Source organism: Pseudomonas sp. HC1(2025), from assembly GCF_058742075.1.
Window position 1 is genome coordinate 2002522 of sequence record NZ_CP196017.1, and the last position, 14668, is coordinate 2017189.

13 protein-coding genes are annotated in these 14668 nt (G+C 64.1%); 3 read left to right on the plus strand and 10 right to left on the minus strand.

Annotated features, from left to right (window positions below; translation table 11 throughout):
* Positions 1 to 39: 39 nt before the first annotated feature.
* From ACSSVH_RS08990 to ACSSVH_RS09000, 3 genes are all read left to right on the plus strand, one after another.
* The gene (locus ACSSVH_RS08990) at positions 40 to 1119 is read left to right on the plus strand and encodes an alcohol dehydrogenase catalytic domain-containing protein (RefSeq protein ID WP_492634383.1); all 1080 of its coding nucleotides are present in this window, start codon (positions 40 to 42) and stop codon (positions 1117 to 1119) included.
* A 2-nt stretch (positions 1120 to 1121) separates the two neighbouring features.
* Positions 1122 to 2654, plus strand: a complete 1533-nt coding sequence (locus tag ACSSVH_RS08995; protein WP_492634705.1) for an FGGY-family carbohydrate kinase — start codon at positions 1122 to 1124, stop codon at positions 2652 to 2654.
* 137 nt (positions 2655 to 2791) lie between these two features.
* Positions 2792 to 3517 (plus strand): SDR family oxidoreductase, encoded by a 726-nt coding sequence (locus ACSSVH_RS09000; protein ID WP_170043523.1) that lies wholly within the window; start codon positions 2792 to 2794, stop codon positions 3515 to 3517.
* Here the strand turns inward: ACSSVH_RS09000 and ACSSVH_RS09005 are convergent.
* The 10 genes from ACSSVH_RS09005 to ACSSVH_RS09050 all read right to left on the minus strand — a co-directional run bounded on the left by ACSSVH_RS09005 (position 3514) and on the right by ACSSVH_RS09050 (position 14642).
* Positions 3514 to 4518 (minus strand): LacI family DNA-binding transcriptional regulator, encoded by a 1005-nt coding sequence (locus ACSSVH_RS09005; protein WP_169956861.1) that lies wholly within the window; start codon positions 4516 to 4518, stop codon positions 3514 to 3516. The genes ACSSVH_RS09000 and ACSSVH_RS09005 overlap by 4 nt on opposite strands.
* Before the next feature lie 50 nt (positions 4519 to 4568).
* A complete protein-coding gene (locus tag ACSSVH_RS09010) occupies positions 4569 to 5432 on the minus strand; it encodes a LysR family transcriptional regulator (protein WP_170043524.1) in 864 nt (287 codons plus the stop codon).
* A 965-nt stretch (positions 5433 to 6397) separates the two neighbouring features.
* Positions 6398 to 7801: an amidase gene (locus ACSSVH_RS09015; protein WP_170057878.1), complete on the minus strand. Its 1404-nt coding sequence runs from the start codon at positions 7799 to 7801 to the stop codon at positions 6398 to 6400.
* Entirely contained in the window at positions 7798 to 9069 is a 1272-nt protein-coding gene (locus tag ACSSVH_RS09020; RefSeq protein WP_492634384.1) for a Zn-dependent hydrolase, read from the minus strand. The genes ACSSVH_RS09015 and ACSSVH_RS09020 overlap by 4 nt, the downstream gene beginning before the upstream one ends.
* Positions 9070 to 9082: 13 nt before the next feature.
* Positions 9083 to 9778 (minus strand): ABC transporter ATP-binding protein, encoded by a 696-nt coding sequence (locus tag ACSSVH_RS09025; RefSeq protein ID WP_169956857.1) that lies wholly within the window; start codon positions 9776 to 9778, stop codon positions 9083 to 9085.
* Complete coding sequence (locus ACSSVH_RS09030) at positions 9778 to 10527, minus strand: ABC transporter ATP-binding protein (RefSeq protein WP_169956856.1); 750 nt, start codon at positions 10525 to 10527, stop codon at positions 9778 to 9780. The genes ACSSVH_RS09025 and ACSSVH_RS09030 overlap by 1 nt, the downstream gene beginning before the upstream one ends.
* The gene (locus ACSSVH_RS09035; RefSeq protein ID WP_169956855.1) at positions 10524 to 11534 is read right to left on the minus strand and encodes a branched-chain amino acid ABC transporter permease; all 1011 of its coding nucleotides are present in this window, start codon (positions 11532 to 11534) and stop codon (positions 10524 to 10526) included. Before ACSSVH_RS09035 ends, ACSSVH_RS09030 begins: the two co-directional genes overlap by 4 nt.
* 1 nt (position 11535) lies before the next feature.
* Positions 11536 to 12396 (minus strand): branched-chain amino acid ABC transporter permease, encoded by an 861-nt coding sequence (locus ACSSVH_RS09040; RefSeq protein ID WP_169956854.1) that lies wholly within the window; start codon positions 12394 to 12396, stop codon positions 11536 to 11538.
* A gap of 68 nt (positions 12397 to 12464) precedes the next feature.
* Positions 12465 to 13667 carry an ABC transporter substrate-binding protein gene (locus tag ACSSVH_RS09045; RefSeq protein WP_169956852.1) on the minus strand — a complete coding sequence of 401 codons (1203 nt, stop codon included), beginning with the start codon at positions 13665 to 13667 and terminating at the stop codon, positions 12465 to 12467.
* 207 nt (positions 13668 to 13874) lie between these two features.
* Positions 13875 to 14642 (minus strand): FadR/GntR family transcriptional regulator, encoded by a 768-nt coding sequence (locus ACSSVH_RS09050; protein ID WP_057441603.1) that lies wholly within the window; start codon positions 14640 to 14642, stop codon positions 13875 to 13877.
* Positions 14643 to 14668 lie beyond the last annotated feature (26 nt).

Below are 14668 nucleotides of genomic sequence, written 5' to 3' on the forward strand. Positions count from 1 at the left end.
GCGACGGGCTCTCTCATCTTCAATAAAGGTCAGTACCTCATGGAAAAGCACAGCCAAATGCAAGCCGTCGTCTGCCACGGCCCCAAAGACTACCGCCTGGAGCGCATCAGCAAACCCCAGGCGCGGCCCAATGAACTGGTGATCCGCATTGCCGCCTGCGGGATCTGCGCCAGTGACTGCAAATGCCACTCGGGCGCGGCGATGTTCTGGGGCGGCGACAACCCGTGGGTCAAGGCGCCGGTGGTGCCGGGGCACGAGTTTTTCGGCTATGTGGAGCAAGTGGGCGAGGGCGCCGAGGAACACTTCGAGGTCAAGGTCGGCGACAAGGTGATCGCCGAGCAGATCGTGCCCTGTGGCAAGTGCCGCTTCTGCAAGTCCGGCAAGTACTGGATGTGCGAGGTGCACAACATCTTCGGCTTCCAGCGCGAAGTGGCCGAAGGCGGCATGGCCCAGTACATGCGCATCCCCAAGACCGCCATCGTGCACAAGATTCCCGAGGCGGTGTCCCTGGAGGATTCGGCGTTGATCGAGCCCATGGCCTGCGCGATCCATACGGTCAACCGTGGCGACCTGCAACTCGATGACGTGGTGGTGATCGCCGGCGCCGGCACCCTGGGCCTGTGCATGGTGCAGGTGGCCGCGCTGAAGACCCCGAAAAAACTGGTAGTGATCGACATGGTCGACGAACGCCTGGAGTTGGCGAAAAAATACGGCGCCGATGTAGTGATCAACCCCGCCCGGGACGACGCCCGCGCGATCATCAATGGCCTGACCGACAACTACGGCTGCGACGTGTATATCGAGACCACCGGCGTGCCGGCCGGCGTGACCCAGGGCCTGGAGTTGATCCGCAAGCTGGGGCGTTTTGTCGAGTTCAGCGTGTTCGGCGCCGAGACCAGTGCCGACTGGTCAATCATTGGCGACCGCAAGGAACTGGACGTACGCGGCGCGCACCTGGGGCCGTATTGCTACCCGGTGGCCATCGACCTGTTCGAGCGTGGCCTGGTGACGTCCAAGGGCATCGTCACCCATGACTTCCCCCTGGATAACTGGGCCGAAGCGTTCGACCTGGCCAACTCGGTGAAGTCGATCAAGGTGCTGCTCAAGCCGGGGCAATGAGTATGAAATACGTGATTGGCGTGGACATTGGCACCCAGAGCACCAAGGCGCTGTTAGTGGATGGCGAGGGGCGGATCATCGCCCAGCACAGCCAGGGCTATCGCGTGGACACGCCAAAAGTGCGCTGGGCCGAGCAATGGCCACAGGTCTGGCTGGACGCGGTGCAGGTCTGCGTGGCCGAGTGCATGGGCAAGTCCGGGGTCGCCAAAGAACAGGTCAAGGCGCTGTGCATCAGCAGCCTGTACGGCGGCTCGGGGATAGCCGTGGATGGCGCCATGAAACCGTTGCACCCCTGCCTGATCTGGATGGACCGCCGCGCCGGCGATCAGGTGGCCTGGGTGCGCGAGCAGGTCGACCTGGAGCGCCTGTTCGCGGTCACCGGCAACTCGCTGGACAGCTACTACGGTTTCACCAAAATGCTCTGGCTCAAGCAGCACCAGCCCGAGGTCTGGGCCAACACCCGCTACCTGTTGCCGCCCAACAGCTACATCAATTACTGCCTGACCGGTGAGGTGGCGGTGGATCACAGCAGCGCCGGCAATATCGGTGGGGTCTACGATGTGGCCGCGCGCGGCTGGTCGGCCGAGATGCTGGCGGCGCTGGATATCCCGTTGGCGATGATGCCCGAGCACCTGCTGTATTCGGGCGAAGTGGTGGGCGGCCTGCTGCCGGAATGGGCACAACGCCTGGGCCTGGCGGCGGGCATGCCGGTGCTGGCCGGGGGCGTCGATGCGGCCATGGCGACCCTGGCGGCCGGTGTCACCCAGCCGGGCAACCACGTGGCGATGATCGGCACCAGCATGTGCTGGGGCTACCTCAACCAGCAGGTGGATGCCCGGCATGGCCTGGTGAGCATGCCCCATGTCTACAACGGCCAGCAGGACCTGTACATCTTTGGCGGCGCGATTACCGCCGGGGCCTCGGTGAGCTGGTTTCGCGAGCAGTTCTGCCAGGCCGAGGAGCAACAGGCGCGGGACACCGGCCAGGACAGCCTGTGGCTGCTGGAACAGAGCGCGCGCCAGATCCCGGCGGGCAGTGAAGGGCTGTTGTTTTTGCCGTACCTGATGGGTGAGCGCAGCCCGGTGTGGGATGACCAGGCCAGCGGCAGTTTTGTCGGCCTGAACCTGTATCACAGCCGCATCCACCTGTACCGCGCGGTGCTCGAAGGCGTGAGTTTTGCCCTGCGGCACAACATCGAGGCGGGCATGCGCGGCGCCCATTCACTGGACCCTCGGCTGATCGTGGTGGGTGGCGCGAGCCATTCGGATTTGTGGATGCAGATTATCGCGGATGTCACCCGTTACCCGGTGTACACCATCGTCCAGGAAGTGGAGGCGGCGCTGGGCGCGGCGTTGTTGGCGGCGCATGCGGTGGGGTTGGTGGACGAGGGGCAGATGGCGCAGGGGTGGGTGCAGTTGGAGCTGCGGGCTGAGCCTGGGGCTGAGAATGTACAGGCGTATGACCGGGCGTTTGCGGACTACCTGAAGCTGTATCCGGCACTCAAGCCGGTGATGCACAGCCTGCAAACGAGTTAAGTGAACACGGACCAAAATGTGAGAGCTGGCTTGCCTGCGATAGCGGTGTATCGGTCACCAATGTGTTGGCGCACACGCCGCCATCGCCGGCAAGCCAGCTCCCACATGGGCTCTCTATTGCTTTGGGATATTCATTGATGACCACCACCTTCGATTTCACCCACCAACGCATCCTCGTCACGGGCGCCACCAGCGGCATTGGCCGGGAAATCGCCCTGCAACTGATCGCCAGCGGCGCCCAGGTCTGCGCCATCGGCCGTGACGCCCAGGCCCTGTCCCTATTGGGCTGTGAAACCCTGTGCCTGGACATCGCCAACAGCGCCGCCCTGGACCTGGCCCTCAAGGACCTGCCGCCGATGCACGGCCTGGTCAATTGCGCCGGGATCTCGCGCCTGGAACCGGCAGCGGCGATCAGCAGCGCCGCCTTCGACCACGTGATGAACGTCAACGCCCGCGCCGCCGCGCAAGTCGCCAGCCGGGTGGCGGCGGCGATGATCGCGGCAGGCATCGCCGGCAGTATCGTCAACGTCTCCAGCCAGGCCTCGCTGGTGGCGCTGGACGATCATCTGGGCTATTGCGCGTCCAAGGCCGCCCTGGATGCGATCACCCGTGTGCAATGTGCCGAATGGGGGCGTTTCGGGATCCGGGTCAACAGCGTCAACCCCACCGTGACCCTCACGCCCATGGCGCAACAGGCCTGGGCCGACCCGGCCAAGCGCGACCCGGCCCTGGCGGCGATTCCCCTGGGGCGCTTTGCCCAACCCCGGGAAGTGGCGTTACCGGTGCTGTTTTTGTTGAGTGACGCGGCGAGCATGATCAGCGGGGTCAGCCTGCCGATCGATGGCGGCTACACCAGCCGCTAGCCGTTCTCCAGCTTGCCGGCGATCACCACCTTGTCCCGGGGTTTGTACGGGTCTTGCAGGCGGTCGAGCAACAGGCGCACCGCACTGCTGCCGGCCAGCGACGCATCGTGGGCCACGCAGGCAATCGGCACGCCGAAGATATCGGCAAACGGCAGGCGGTCGATGCCGCAGATGGTCAGGCTGTCGTGGGGGATATTGTGCATGCGCAAGGCGCGCAGGGCGCCCAGGGTGATCAACTGGTTGAAGCCCATGATCGCATCCGGCGCGCAGTGGGCGGCCAGGTAGTCGAGGGTGTGCAGGTAGGAGGGCATCAAGGTGTAGTCGCCGGCGCACACTTGGACCTGCACCTGGGGATGCTCGGCGAGCACTTCGCGCAGGCCCTTGAGGCGCTCTACGGTGATGCGCGAATGCTCGGGCCCGGTCAGCACCAGCAGGCGCTTGAGCGCGGGGTTGTGGCGCAACAGGTACTGCGCGGCCTCGATCCCGCTGTGGTAGTTGTCCAGCACCACGCGGCTGAACGGGCTGTCGTGGATCGTGCGGTCGAGCAGCACCACCGGGGTCTTGCCGTTGCCCAGGCGCTCCAGGTAATCGGGCTGGTAGTCGGGCTCGTCGGAGACCGGCGAGAGGATGATCCCCGCCACGCGATAACCGAGCAGGGTGTCCACGGCCTTGCTTTCCAATTCCTCCAGCTCGTCGGTGTCCACCAGCATGATGGTGTAGCCGTGCTTTTTCGCCTCGCGGGAAATCGCCTTGATCATTTCGCTGTAGAACGGGTTGTCCACTGACGCGGTGATCACCCCGATGATCAGGCTTTCACTGCGCTTGAGACCGCGGGCGAAGGCGTTGGGCACGTAGTCCAGCTCGCGCGCCACCTCAAGGATCCGCGCCAGGGTGGCGGGCTTGACCAGGTCGGGTTTGCTCAACGCCCGCGACACCGTGATGGTGGTCATGTTGACCCGTTTGGCGATGTCGCTGATGGTGACGGATTTTTTCTTGTTCATCGGCAGGTGGGACCAGGAGAAAACATCAGGAGGCTAACATGGGCACCGGTTCAAAGCACCGGATCCCAACGCTGTGACCAATCGCTCTCGGCCTTGACCACCCCGCGCAGCAGCACCAGGGCCTGTTGCAGGATCGCCGAATCACGCTCGCGCGAGTACACAAGGTAAGTCGGGAAACTGAACTCCGGGGCCTTGGGCACGCGTTCCATCACCCCGCTTTCAAGGTAACTCTGCACCACCCGCGTGCGGAAATAACCGCTGCCGCCATTCTCCAGGATGTACTGCAAGGCCAGCGGCCCGAGGTTGAAACTCACGGCGGCACGGGCCTTGTCCGGTAGGGCGGCGTCGTGTTGCTGGCGAAAGCCCGGGCCCCAGTCGATATACACATAGGGATCGGTACGGCTGGCCAGGCGCACCAGGATCAGTTTTTCCTCCAGCACCTGCTCCACCTGCAACCCCGGCCAGTACTGCGGCTGGAACACCAGCGCGGCGTCCAGCACGCCCAACTCCAGCTGGCGCAACAGGTATTCACCGTCACGCACTTCGGTGCGCAGCGCATGGCTGGGGATGTGTTCGCGCAGGGCCTTGGCCCAACCGAGCATCAACGGGTTGCACAGGCTGACTTCGCCGCCGATATGCAGCACATTGCGATAACCCTCGGGCAACGGCAGGTCACGGCGCGCCGCTTCCCAGGTTTGCACCAGTTGATTGGCATACACCACAAACGCCTCGCCATCGGCCGTCAACCGCGCCCCGGCGCGGTTGCGCACAAACAGGGTGCTGTCGAGCTGGCTTTCGAGCTTTTGCACGCGAGCGGTGATGGCGGTCTGGGTGACGTGCAGCTTCTCGGCGGCTGCGGCCAGGCTGCCGCAGCGGGTGATTTCGAGGAAAGTGCGTGCCAGTTCGATGTCCATGTCGGCTCCGGAGGGGGTGGAGGGGCATTGTAGTGTGACAATCGCATATCGGTCTGTGAAATGCGCTTCAATGTGGGAGCTGGTTTGGCTTGGCTGCGATGGGCATGAGTCTCTACGCCGCTCGCACTTTTGGGTGTGTGTACATATCCGTTGCTGCGGTCATGGCCACTTAGGGTTCCGCCCTTACGGCGGCTCACTTTGGAAAAGCCCCAAAGTAAGCAAAGGGCTCTTGCCCCACCACTCGGCACCTCGCCTAGGCTCGGTGTGCCCGTCATCCGACATTGATTTGGGGGGCCGCCGCGATGGGCCATCCATGGCCCAGCGCGGCTAAACCGGCGTCCTGCCGGTTTACCCCCCAAATCAATATCGGATGACGGCCAGCGTGGTTTGACGGGGCGCCTAAGATCAAAATCACAAGCAACGCGAGGCGGCCTGACAGCCGACCTGATCGTCGAAGCGTACGCGTACCCTGTAGGAGCTGGCTTGCCTGCGATGGCGGTGTATCAGTCGATGAATCTGTTGGCTGACCTGCCGTCATCGCAGGCAAGCCCGCTCCTACAGGGGAATGCAGCTTCGCGCTCTGGCTTTGCTGTTGCCCTGCTTTTGATCTGGCTTTTGATCTCAGGCGCCCCGTCAAACCACGATGGCCGCAGGCAGGTATTGCGCAGTGGGCACCCCGGCAGGATGCCGGGGTAGCCGCGACACGGCCATGGATGGCCGATCGCGGCGGGCCCACGGAGCAATGCCTGACTGCGGGCATGCCGAGCCTAGGCGAGGCACCGAGTGGTGGGGCAAGAGCGTTTTGCTTACTTTTGCGCTCTTCAAAAGTGAGCCGCTGTAAGAGCGGAACCCTAAGTGGCCGTGACCGCAGCAACGGATATGTACACAACCCCAAGAACCATCAAAAAATTGTGTAGATACCCATGCGCATCGCAGCCAAGCCAGCCCCCCCATTTGCTTGGGAGTCAGCCCAAGTCTTTCGGCGCCTGCAAGTGCTGGGTCGGGAATGCCTGGGCGTATACCTGGCACACCCGCAACACCTGCTCATCGGCAAACCGCGCACCCACCACATGCAAGCCCACCGGCAATCCATTGGCCGCCAACCCGCACGGCACCGAGGCCGCCGGCTGCTGGGTGAGGTTGAACGGATAGCTGAACGGCGTCCACTCCATCCATTCGCCCAGCCCAGAGCCCGGTGGCACGTTATGCCCGGCATCAAAGGCGGTGATCGGCAGCATCGGCGAGACCAGTAGGTCGTAGTGCTCATGAAACGCCGCCATGCGCGCCACCAATGCCGCCCGGGCTTCCAGGGCCGCGTTGAAGTCGCCCAGGCTGAGGCGTTCGCCCTGTTGCGCAATGCGCAGCAGGCCGGGGTCGAGCAGGTCGCACTGGGCGCCGCTCAACTGCCCGGTCAGGCGCGCCGCGCCGGCGAACCACAGGGTGTTGAACACCTCCAGCGGGTCGCTGAACCCCGGGTCGATCTGTTCCACATGCGCCCCGAGTTGCACCAGGCCCGCGACTGCCTGCGCGACCACCTTGGCCACCTGCGGATCGACGTCCACGTAGCCAAAATCAGGGCTGTAGGCGATGCGCAGGCCCTTGAGGTCCGTGCCCGGCGTGAGCCACGGCGTGCTGCGCGGGGCGCCGATCAGGCCGTCCCGGGCATCCGGTTGGGCCACGGTTTGTAGCATCAGCACGGCATCTTCCACGGTGCGGGTCATCGGTCCCAGGTGCGAGAGGATCGTCATCGAGCTGGCCGGCCATTGCGGCACGTAGCCAAAGGTCGGCTTGATGCCGAAGGTGCCGGTAAAGGCGCAGGGAATGCGGATCGAGCCGCCGGCATCGCTGCCCTGGTGCAATACGCCAAGGTTCAGCGCCGCCGCCGCGCCCGCGCCGCCGGACGAACCACCGGCCGTGGTGCGCGTGTCCCAGGGGTTGCGGGTGATGCCGTACAGCGGGTTGTCGGTCACGCCTTTCCAGCCGAATTCCGGGGTGGTGGTCTTGCCCAGCAACACTGCACCGGCCTTGCGCATAAACGCCGAAAAAGGCGCATCGACGTCCCACGGCCCGGTGGCGGATGAGGTGCGTGAGCCCTTGCGCGTGGGCATGCCGGCCGTCAGGGTCAAATCCTTGATCGACGCCGGCACTCCGTCCAGCGCACCGCAGGGTTGGCCCTTGAACCAGCGCTGTTCCGAGGCCCGTGCGGCGTTCAAGGCGCCCTCGGGGTCGACGTGGCAGTACGCGTTGACCACCGGGTTGTAGCGCTCGATACGCAGCAACGTGTCTTCGGTCACTTCCACCGGCGACAGGCTTTTATCGCGGTAGCGTGCCAGCAGTTGCACGGCCGTCAGGTTGGCGATATCAGTCATGCCGCGGGACCTCCCTGGGCTGCGTTGACCATGGCCCGCAGTAACACCGCGCAGCCGGCGGCCAAATCATCCGGCGCGGCATTTTCGATTTCGTTGTGGCTGATGCCGCCTTCGCACGGCACAAAAATCATCCCGGCCGGGCCCAGTTCAGCGACAAAAATTGCGTCGTGCCCGGCGCCGCTGACAATGTCCATGTGGCTCAGGCCCAGCACCTGGGCGGCATCGCGCACGGCGTTGACGCAGGTGGGATGAAAGTCCAGCGGTGGGAAGTCGGCGGTGGGCGTCAGTTCATAGCTCAAGCCATGCTGCTGGGCTGTGGCCTCGATCACCTGGCGCACTTCATCGACCATGGCCTGCAGCTTGTCGGCATGCAGGTGGCGCAGGTCGATGGTCATCTGCACTTGGCCTGGGATCACGTTGCGCGAGCCCGGATGCAGGGTCAGGCAGCCGACCGTGCCGCAGGCGTGAGGTTGCTGTTGATGGGCAATGCGGTTGACCGCGCTGACCACCTGCGCGGCACCCACCAAAGCATCCTTGCGCAGGCGCATGGGCGTGGGGCCGGCGTGGGCCTCGACGCCGGTGAGCGTCAGGTCGAACCACTTCTGGCCCAGGCAGCCCATGACCACGCCAAGGGTGATGGCCTGATCTTCCAGCACCGGGCCCTGCTCGATATGCGCCTCGAAATAGGCGCCCACCGGGTGCCCGAGTACCGCGCGCGGGCCGGCGTAGCCAATGCGCTGCAACTCGGCGCCCACCGACAGGCCTTGCTCGTCCTGCTTGTCGAGGGTCTCCTGGAGGTCGAATTTGCCGGCAAACACTCCCGAACCCATCATGCACGGCGGGAAGCGCGAGCCTTCTTCGTTGGTCCACACCACCACTTCAATCGGCGCTTGGGTCTGGATCTGCAAGTCATTCAGGGTGCGGATCACTTCCAGGCCGGCCATCACCCCATAGCAGCCGTCGAACTTGCCGCCGGTGGGCTGGGTGTCGATATGGCTGCCGGTCATCACCGGTGGCAGGTCCGGGTTAAGTCCGGCGCGGCGGGCAAAAATATTGCCGATCGCATCCACAGTGACGCTGCACCCGGCCGCCGTACACCACTGCACAAACAGGTCGCGGGCCTGGCGGTCGAGGTCGGTCAGGGCCAGGCGGCACACGCCGCCCTTGGCCGTGACGCCGAGTTGGGCCAGGTCCATCAGCGACTGCCACAGGCGGTCGCGGTTGATCAGCGGGGCGTTGCTCTTGAGCGGTTGCGCAAAACTATTCATCAGCAGTCTCCGGTCAGGCACTCAGGGCCAGGTAGCGGTTCTTGATCGTGGGGTCGGCGCGAAAGGCCTCGGCGCTGCCTTCGTAGACCACGCGGCCCTGTTCGAGCACGTAGTGGCGGTCGGCAAGCTTGTCGCAGACCAACAGGTTCTGCTCCACCAGCAACACCGGCAGGCCGTCCTCCTTGATCTTGCGCAGGATCTTCACCAGTTCGTCGACGATCACCGGGGCCAGGCCTTCGGTGGGTTCGTCGAGGATCAGCAGCTTGGGATCGTTGAGCAGGGCGCGGGCGATGGCCAGCATCTGTTGTTCGCCCCCGGACAACGCATGGCCGGCGTTTTTGCGCCGCTCCTTGAGGCGCGGGAACATCGCGTACACGTCCTCCATTTGCCAACGGCTGGTCTTGCGCACGGCGATGCGCAGGTTTTCTTCCACCGTGAGCAGGCGGAAGATCCCGCGGTTCTCCGGCACCAGCGCTAATCCCTGGCGGGCAATTTCAAAGATTTTCTGCCCCACCAGCGGTTTGCCGTTGAAGTGAATCTGCCCCTGGCGCGGGCAGATAATCCCCAGGATGCTGCGCAGGGTGGTGGTCTTGCCGGCGCCGTTACGGCCGAGCAGGGTCACCAGTTCGCCGGGGTTGACGGTCAGGGACACGCCCTCCAGGACGTGGCTCTTGTCGTAGTAGGAATGGATATTGTCGACGGTCAGCATCAGGCGGCCTCTCCCAGGTAAGCAGTGCGTACGCGTTCGTCGGCGCGCACGAACTCCGGTGTGCCTTCGACCAGGATCTGCCCGTGGCTCATCACCGTGATGCGTTGGCTGATGGACATGACGATGCTCATGTTGTGCTCGATCAGCAGCACCGTATGGTCACGGCCCAGGTCGCTGATCAGTTGGGTCATGATCGGGATGTCATCGATGCCCATGCCCGACGTGGGCTCGTCGAGCATCAACAGCTTGGGCTTGGAGCAGATCGACATGCCCACCTCCAGCACTCGTTGCTGGCCGTGGGACAGTTCACCGGCCAGGGTCTCGGCGCGGGCGGTGAGTTGCAGGCGCTCCAGGACCTGGTCGGCCATCTCCAGGTGTTCGCGCTGGCTATCCACCCGCCGCCAGAAGTTCAGGGCCCGTGCGCCGTCACGGCCCTGGGCGGCCAGGCGCAGGTTTTCGCGCACGCTGAGGTTCTGGAACAGGCTGGTGAGCTGGAACGAACGGGCCATGCCCAGGCCCACACGGCCGTGGGCCGGTTTGCGCATCAGGTTCTGGCCGTCGAAGTGGATTGCGCCTGCGGTGGCCTGGCGCTCGCCGGTCAGGCAGTGAAACAGGCTGGTCTTGCCGGCACCGTTGGGGCCGATGATGGTGTGGATGGTACCGGCCTCGACCTTGAGATTGACGCCGTTGACGGCATGGAAGGCGCCGTAGGCCAGTTCCAGGTCTTTGGTTTCCAACAGGATGCTCATAGCAGCTCCTCCTTGGTCACGGCGGCGGCCTTGCGGCTGCCACGCACACGTTCGAACAGCGCCGACAGGCCGCCCCACAAGCCTCCGCGCATAAAGATCACCACCAGGATCAGGATCACCCCCAGCAGCATCAGCCAGCGTGGCCACAGGTCGGAGAGAAAGTCCCCCAGCAGCACAATGGAGCCGGCGCCCAGCAATGAGCCGAACAGCGAGCCGGTGCCGCCGACGATGGTCATGATCAGGATGTTCTCCGACATCACCAGGTCGATATTGGACAGCGGCACAAAGTGCAGGAGCATGGCGTACAGCGCCCCGGCAATCCCGGTGACCGCGCCAGACAGCACAAACACCAGGATCTTGAAGTGGCGCGTGTCGTAGCCGATGGCCGAGGCGCGGGTTTCGTTTTCGCGGATCGCCATCAGCGTGCTGCCGAACGGTGACGCGATGACCCGGCGTGCGCCGATAAAGATCAGCAGGAACAGCACCGCGACGAACCCGTAGAACACCCGGGCGTCGGCCAGGGACAGCAGCACCGTGTCACCGATGCGGATTTCCGGGCGCGGCACACTGAGCAGGCCGTTGTCGCCGCCGGTCCAGTCGCTCAGGGTGTAGGCCAGGAAGTAGGCCATCTGGCTGAAGGCCAAGGTCAGCATCACGAAGTAGATGCCGGTGCGGCGGATCGCCAGGGCGCCCACCAGGAAGGCCAGGAACCCGCCGACCAGGGCCGCGCCGAGCAGCGCGCTGAACAGGCCCAGTTGCAGGTGGATCATCAGCAAGGCGGCGCAATAGGCACCGGCGCCGAAGAAGATGCCTTGGCCGAACGACAGCAGCCCGGTGTAGCCCAGCAACAGGTTGCAGGCCAGGGCGGCGAGGGCAAAGATCAGGATCTCGGTGGCCAGGGTCGCCGAGGGCAGGATCAACGGCAGGCCGATCAACACCGCCAGCACCCACAGCAACATGGCCCTGGATTGGGTCTTGGCGAACGGCAGGGGGTTTTTCTCACTCATCTCAAGCTCTCCCGAACAGGCCATAAGGGCGTACCAGAATCACCACGGCCATGGCGCCGTAGATCATCAGGCTCGCGCCTTGGGGCCACAGGGTGGTCATCAGGCTCTGCACCACGCCCACCAGCAGGCCGCCCACCAGGGCGCCGCCGAACGAACCCATGCCGCCGATCACCACCACCACGAAGGCGATGCCGAGGATCTCCGGGCCGACAAAGGGCTGGGCACCGCGCAACGGGGCAAACAGCACCCCGGCGATCCCGGCCAGGGCCACGCCAAGGGCGAAGGTCATGGAGAACAGGCGGAAAATATTGGTGCCCAGCAGGGATACCGTCTCGGTGCTTTCACTGCCGGCCCGCACCAGGGCGCCAAAGCGCGTGCGCTCCAGCAGCAGCCACAGGCCCAGGCCCACCAGCCCCGAGAACACAATCAAAAACAGGCGGTAGTAGGGGTACACGAAGTCGCCGACCACCAGTACCCCGCGCAGCAGTTCCGGCACGGCGACGCTCTTGCCCACCGGGCCCCAGATCATCACGCTGGCTTCCTGGATGATCAACGCAATGCCCAGGGTCACGAGGATCTGGAACATGTGCGGCAGGTGGTAGATGCGCTGGATCAATAATCGCTCGATCAGCCACGCCAGTGCGGCCACCACCAGCGGCGCGATCAGCAGGGCCAGCCAGAAGCTTTCGGTGAGGCTGACGACGGTGTAGCAGATGTACGCGCCCAGCAAAAAGAACGCGCCGTGGGCGAAGTTGACGAAGTTCAACAGGCCGAAAATGATCGTCAGCCCGACCGCAATCAGAAAGTAGATCATCCCCAGGCCCAGGCCGTTGAGAATCTGGAACAGGTAAAGATTGAGCATGCAGGAATCCTCCAACAGGCGGCCGCGGTCAACGGCCCTGTCGTGTGTTACCGGTGAAAGTGGGCGGATCAGCCGAGCTTGCAGCCCGTGGCTTCTACCGGTGGGAACGACTGGCCGGCGCTGAGGACTTTGGCCAGGTCATCCTTGTCGGCCATGTCGCCCGTGGCCTTGCCCACCAGCAGGTAGTAATCCTTGATCACCTGGTGGTCGCCGGCGCGGATCGTTTCCTTGCCGGTCGGGCCGTCGTAGCTCAGGCCCTGCATGGCCTTGGCCACGGTGGGGCCGTCGAAGCTGCCGGTGGCCTTGATGGTGTCGAGCATGACCTTGGTGCTGATGTAGTCGGCGGCCAGCGGGTAGGTGGGGTTGATCCCGTACTTGGCCTGGGTCAGCTTGACCAGTTCGCGGTTGAGCGGGGTGTCGACCTGGTGCCAGTACTGCGCGCCGAGGTACACGCCTTCGAGCACATCGCTGCCCAGTTCCTGGAACTGGTCGAGGCCTGCGGACCACACCAACAGCACTTTCATGCGCTCCTTGATGCCGAAGTTGACGGCCTGGCGCAGGGTGTTGGAGGACTGGCTGCCGAAATTCAGCAACACCAGCACATCGGGCCGGGCGGCGATGGCGTTGGTCAGGTAGCCGGAAAATTCCTGTTCCTGCAATGAGTGATAGCTGTTGCCCACGTGCTCCAGGCCGCTTTCGGCCAGCACGCTCTTGGCGCCTTCGAGCAACGCTTCGCCGAACACGTATTGGGGGGTGATGGTGTACCAGCGCTTGGCCTCGGGCAGCAGCTTGATCAGCGGCACCAGGGTTTCGCGGATCGCGCCATAGGTGGGCACCGACCAGCGGAAGGTCGCGCCGTTGCAGTCCTTGCCGGTGACTTCATCGGCGCCTACCGGGGTCATGAACACCCCGCCAACCTTATCGACTTCCTTGGCCACCGCCAGCGCCGAGGACGACAGGGTGCAGCCCTGGAAGAACCGCGCGCCGTCCTGGCCAATCGCCTCCTGGACCTTGCGCACCGCCTTGCCGGCGTTGCCTTCGGTGTCGATCACCTTGTAGTTCAGTGGGCGCCCGAGGAGCTCGGGGTACTGCGCCACGGCCAGGCGTGAACCCATGTCGGCAAACTTGCCATAGCTGGCAAAGGCGCCAGACATGGACTTGAGGCCGTAAAAGGTAAACGGTTCGGCGGCGAATGCCCCGCGCACGCTCAGCGGAAGGCTGAGCGCGGCGGCGGCGGTGAGGCTGGCTTTCAACAACGTACGACGCTGCATGGGGTGACTCCCTGGTTTAGTTATTGGCAGGAGTGGCAATGGCGATACGGTGGAGCACGGCCTGTGGGCAGGCCTTTTTATTGAAGTCAAACACGGTTGAAACTGTAGGAGCTGGCTTGCCTGCGATAGCGGTTGATCAGTTGAGAAAATTTGCCTGACCGACCGCTATCGCAGGCAAGCCAGCTCCTACAGGGATTTGTGGTGTGTTCAGGAGTGGTCGAACTCCAGCAAAAAATGCGGGCTGACCTGGCCTTCCAGCGCGGTCATGTGGTGTTCGGCGTCGCACATGTGTTCATGCATCAGGCTGCGCACGGCCGCTTCATCGTTGGCACGAAACGCGCTCAACAGTTGCTTGTGATAGTCCAGGTTGGCCGCGTCGAACTGCTTGCGCTTGGGCTTGTAGGCCTTTTTCAGCACCACCAGGTCGCGCAGCAGGTCGTTGAGGAACTGCGCCATGAAACTCAGCAGCGGGTTGGGGCAGGCCCTGGCCAGCAAATTGTGGAACTCCAGTTCCGCCAGGCGTTGCTCACGCTGGCCGGCTTCGCTGTCTTCCGGGGCGCTGCAAAAGTCCACGTTGTCTTGCAGGGCGCGATAGTCGTCTTCGCTCAGGCGTCCCAGCACCGACACGGCCAGCTCCACCTCGATCACTTTGCGCAACTGGTACACCTGCTCGCCATCCAGGTGCTGGAAGTGCAGGTAGTTGCGCAAGGCACGGCTGGCCGGCTCCGTGCCGGCCTGGTTCAGGTACGCGCCACCGGTTGGGCCGGTGCGGGTGCTGACCAGGCCTTCGACCTCCAGGGCCTTGAGCGCTTCGCGGGCCGAGCCCTTGGAGCACTGGAAGCTCTCCATCAGCTCGCGCTCGGTGGGCAAGCGGTCGCCGGGTTTCAAGGCATCGGTGACGATCGAGCGCTTGACCGACTCGACAATCACATCGGAAAGCTTCTGGCGTTTGCGTCGCAGGGGGCGGCTGAGCATGGTTTTCTATTTATCGTATTAATGCG

Excerpts from the sequence above, each read along its gene's own strand:
- ACSSVH_RS08990 (WP_492634383.1), top strand. The coding sequence starts at position 40 with ATGGAAAAGCACAGCCAAATGCAAGCCGTCGTCTGCCACGGCCCCAAA.
- ACSSVH_RS08995 (WP_492634705.1), top strand. The coding sequence starts at position 1,122 with ATGAAATACGTGATTGGCGTGGACATTGGCACCCAGAGCACCAAGGCG.
- ACSSVH_RS09000 (WP_170043523.1), top strand. The coding sequence starts at position 2,792 with ATGACCACCACCTTCGATTTCACCCACCAACGCATCCTCGTCACGGGC.
- ACSSVH_RS09005 (WP_169956861.1), bottom strand. The coding sequence starts at position 4,518 with ATGAACAAGAAAAAATCCGTCACCATCAGCGACATCGCCAAACGGGTC.
- ACSSVH_RS09010 (WP_170043524.1), bottom strand. The coding sequence starts at position 5,432 with ATGGACATCGAACTGGCACGCACTTTCCTCGAAATCACCCGCTGCGGC.
- ACSSVH_RS09015 (WP_170057878.1), bottom strand. The coding sequence starts at position 7,801 with ATGACTGATATCGCCAACCTGACGGCCGTGCAACTGCTGGCACGCTAC.
- ACSSVH_RS09020 (WP_492634384.1), bottom strand. The coding sequence starts at position 9,069 with ATGAATAGTTTTGCGCAACCGCTCAAGAGCAACGCCCCGCTGATCAAC.
- ACSSVH_RS09025 (WP_169956857.1), bottom strand. The coding sequence starts at position 9,778 with ATGCTGACCGTCGACAATATCCATTCCTACTACGACAAGAGCCACGTC.
- ACSSVH_RS09030 (WP_169956856.1), bottom strand. The coding sequence starts at position 10,527 with ATGAGCATCCTGTTGGAAACCAAAGACCTGGAACTGGCCTACGGCGCC.
- ACSSVH_RS09035 (WP_169956855.1), bottom strand. The coding sequence starts at position 11,534 with ATGAGTGAGAAAAACCCCCTGCCGTTCGCCAAGACCCAATCCAGGGCC.
- ACSSVH_RS09040 (WP_169956854.1), bottom strand. The coding sequence starts at position 12,396 with ATGCTCAATCTTTACCTGTTCCAGATTCTCAACGGCCTGGGCCTGGGG.
- ACSSVH_RS09045 (WP_169956852.1), bottom strand. The coding sequence starts at position 13,667 with ATGCAGCGTCGTACGTTGTTGAAAGCCAGCCTCACCGCCGCCGCCGCG.
- ACSSVH_RS09050 (WP_057441603.1), bottom strand. The coding sequence starts at position 14,642 with ATGCTCAGCCGCCCCCTGCGACGCAAACGCCAGAAGCTTTCCGATGTG.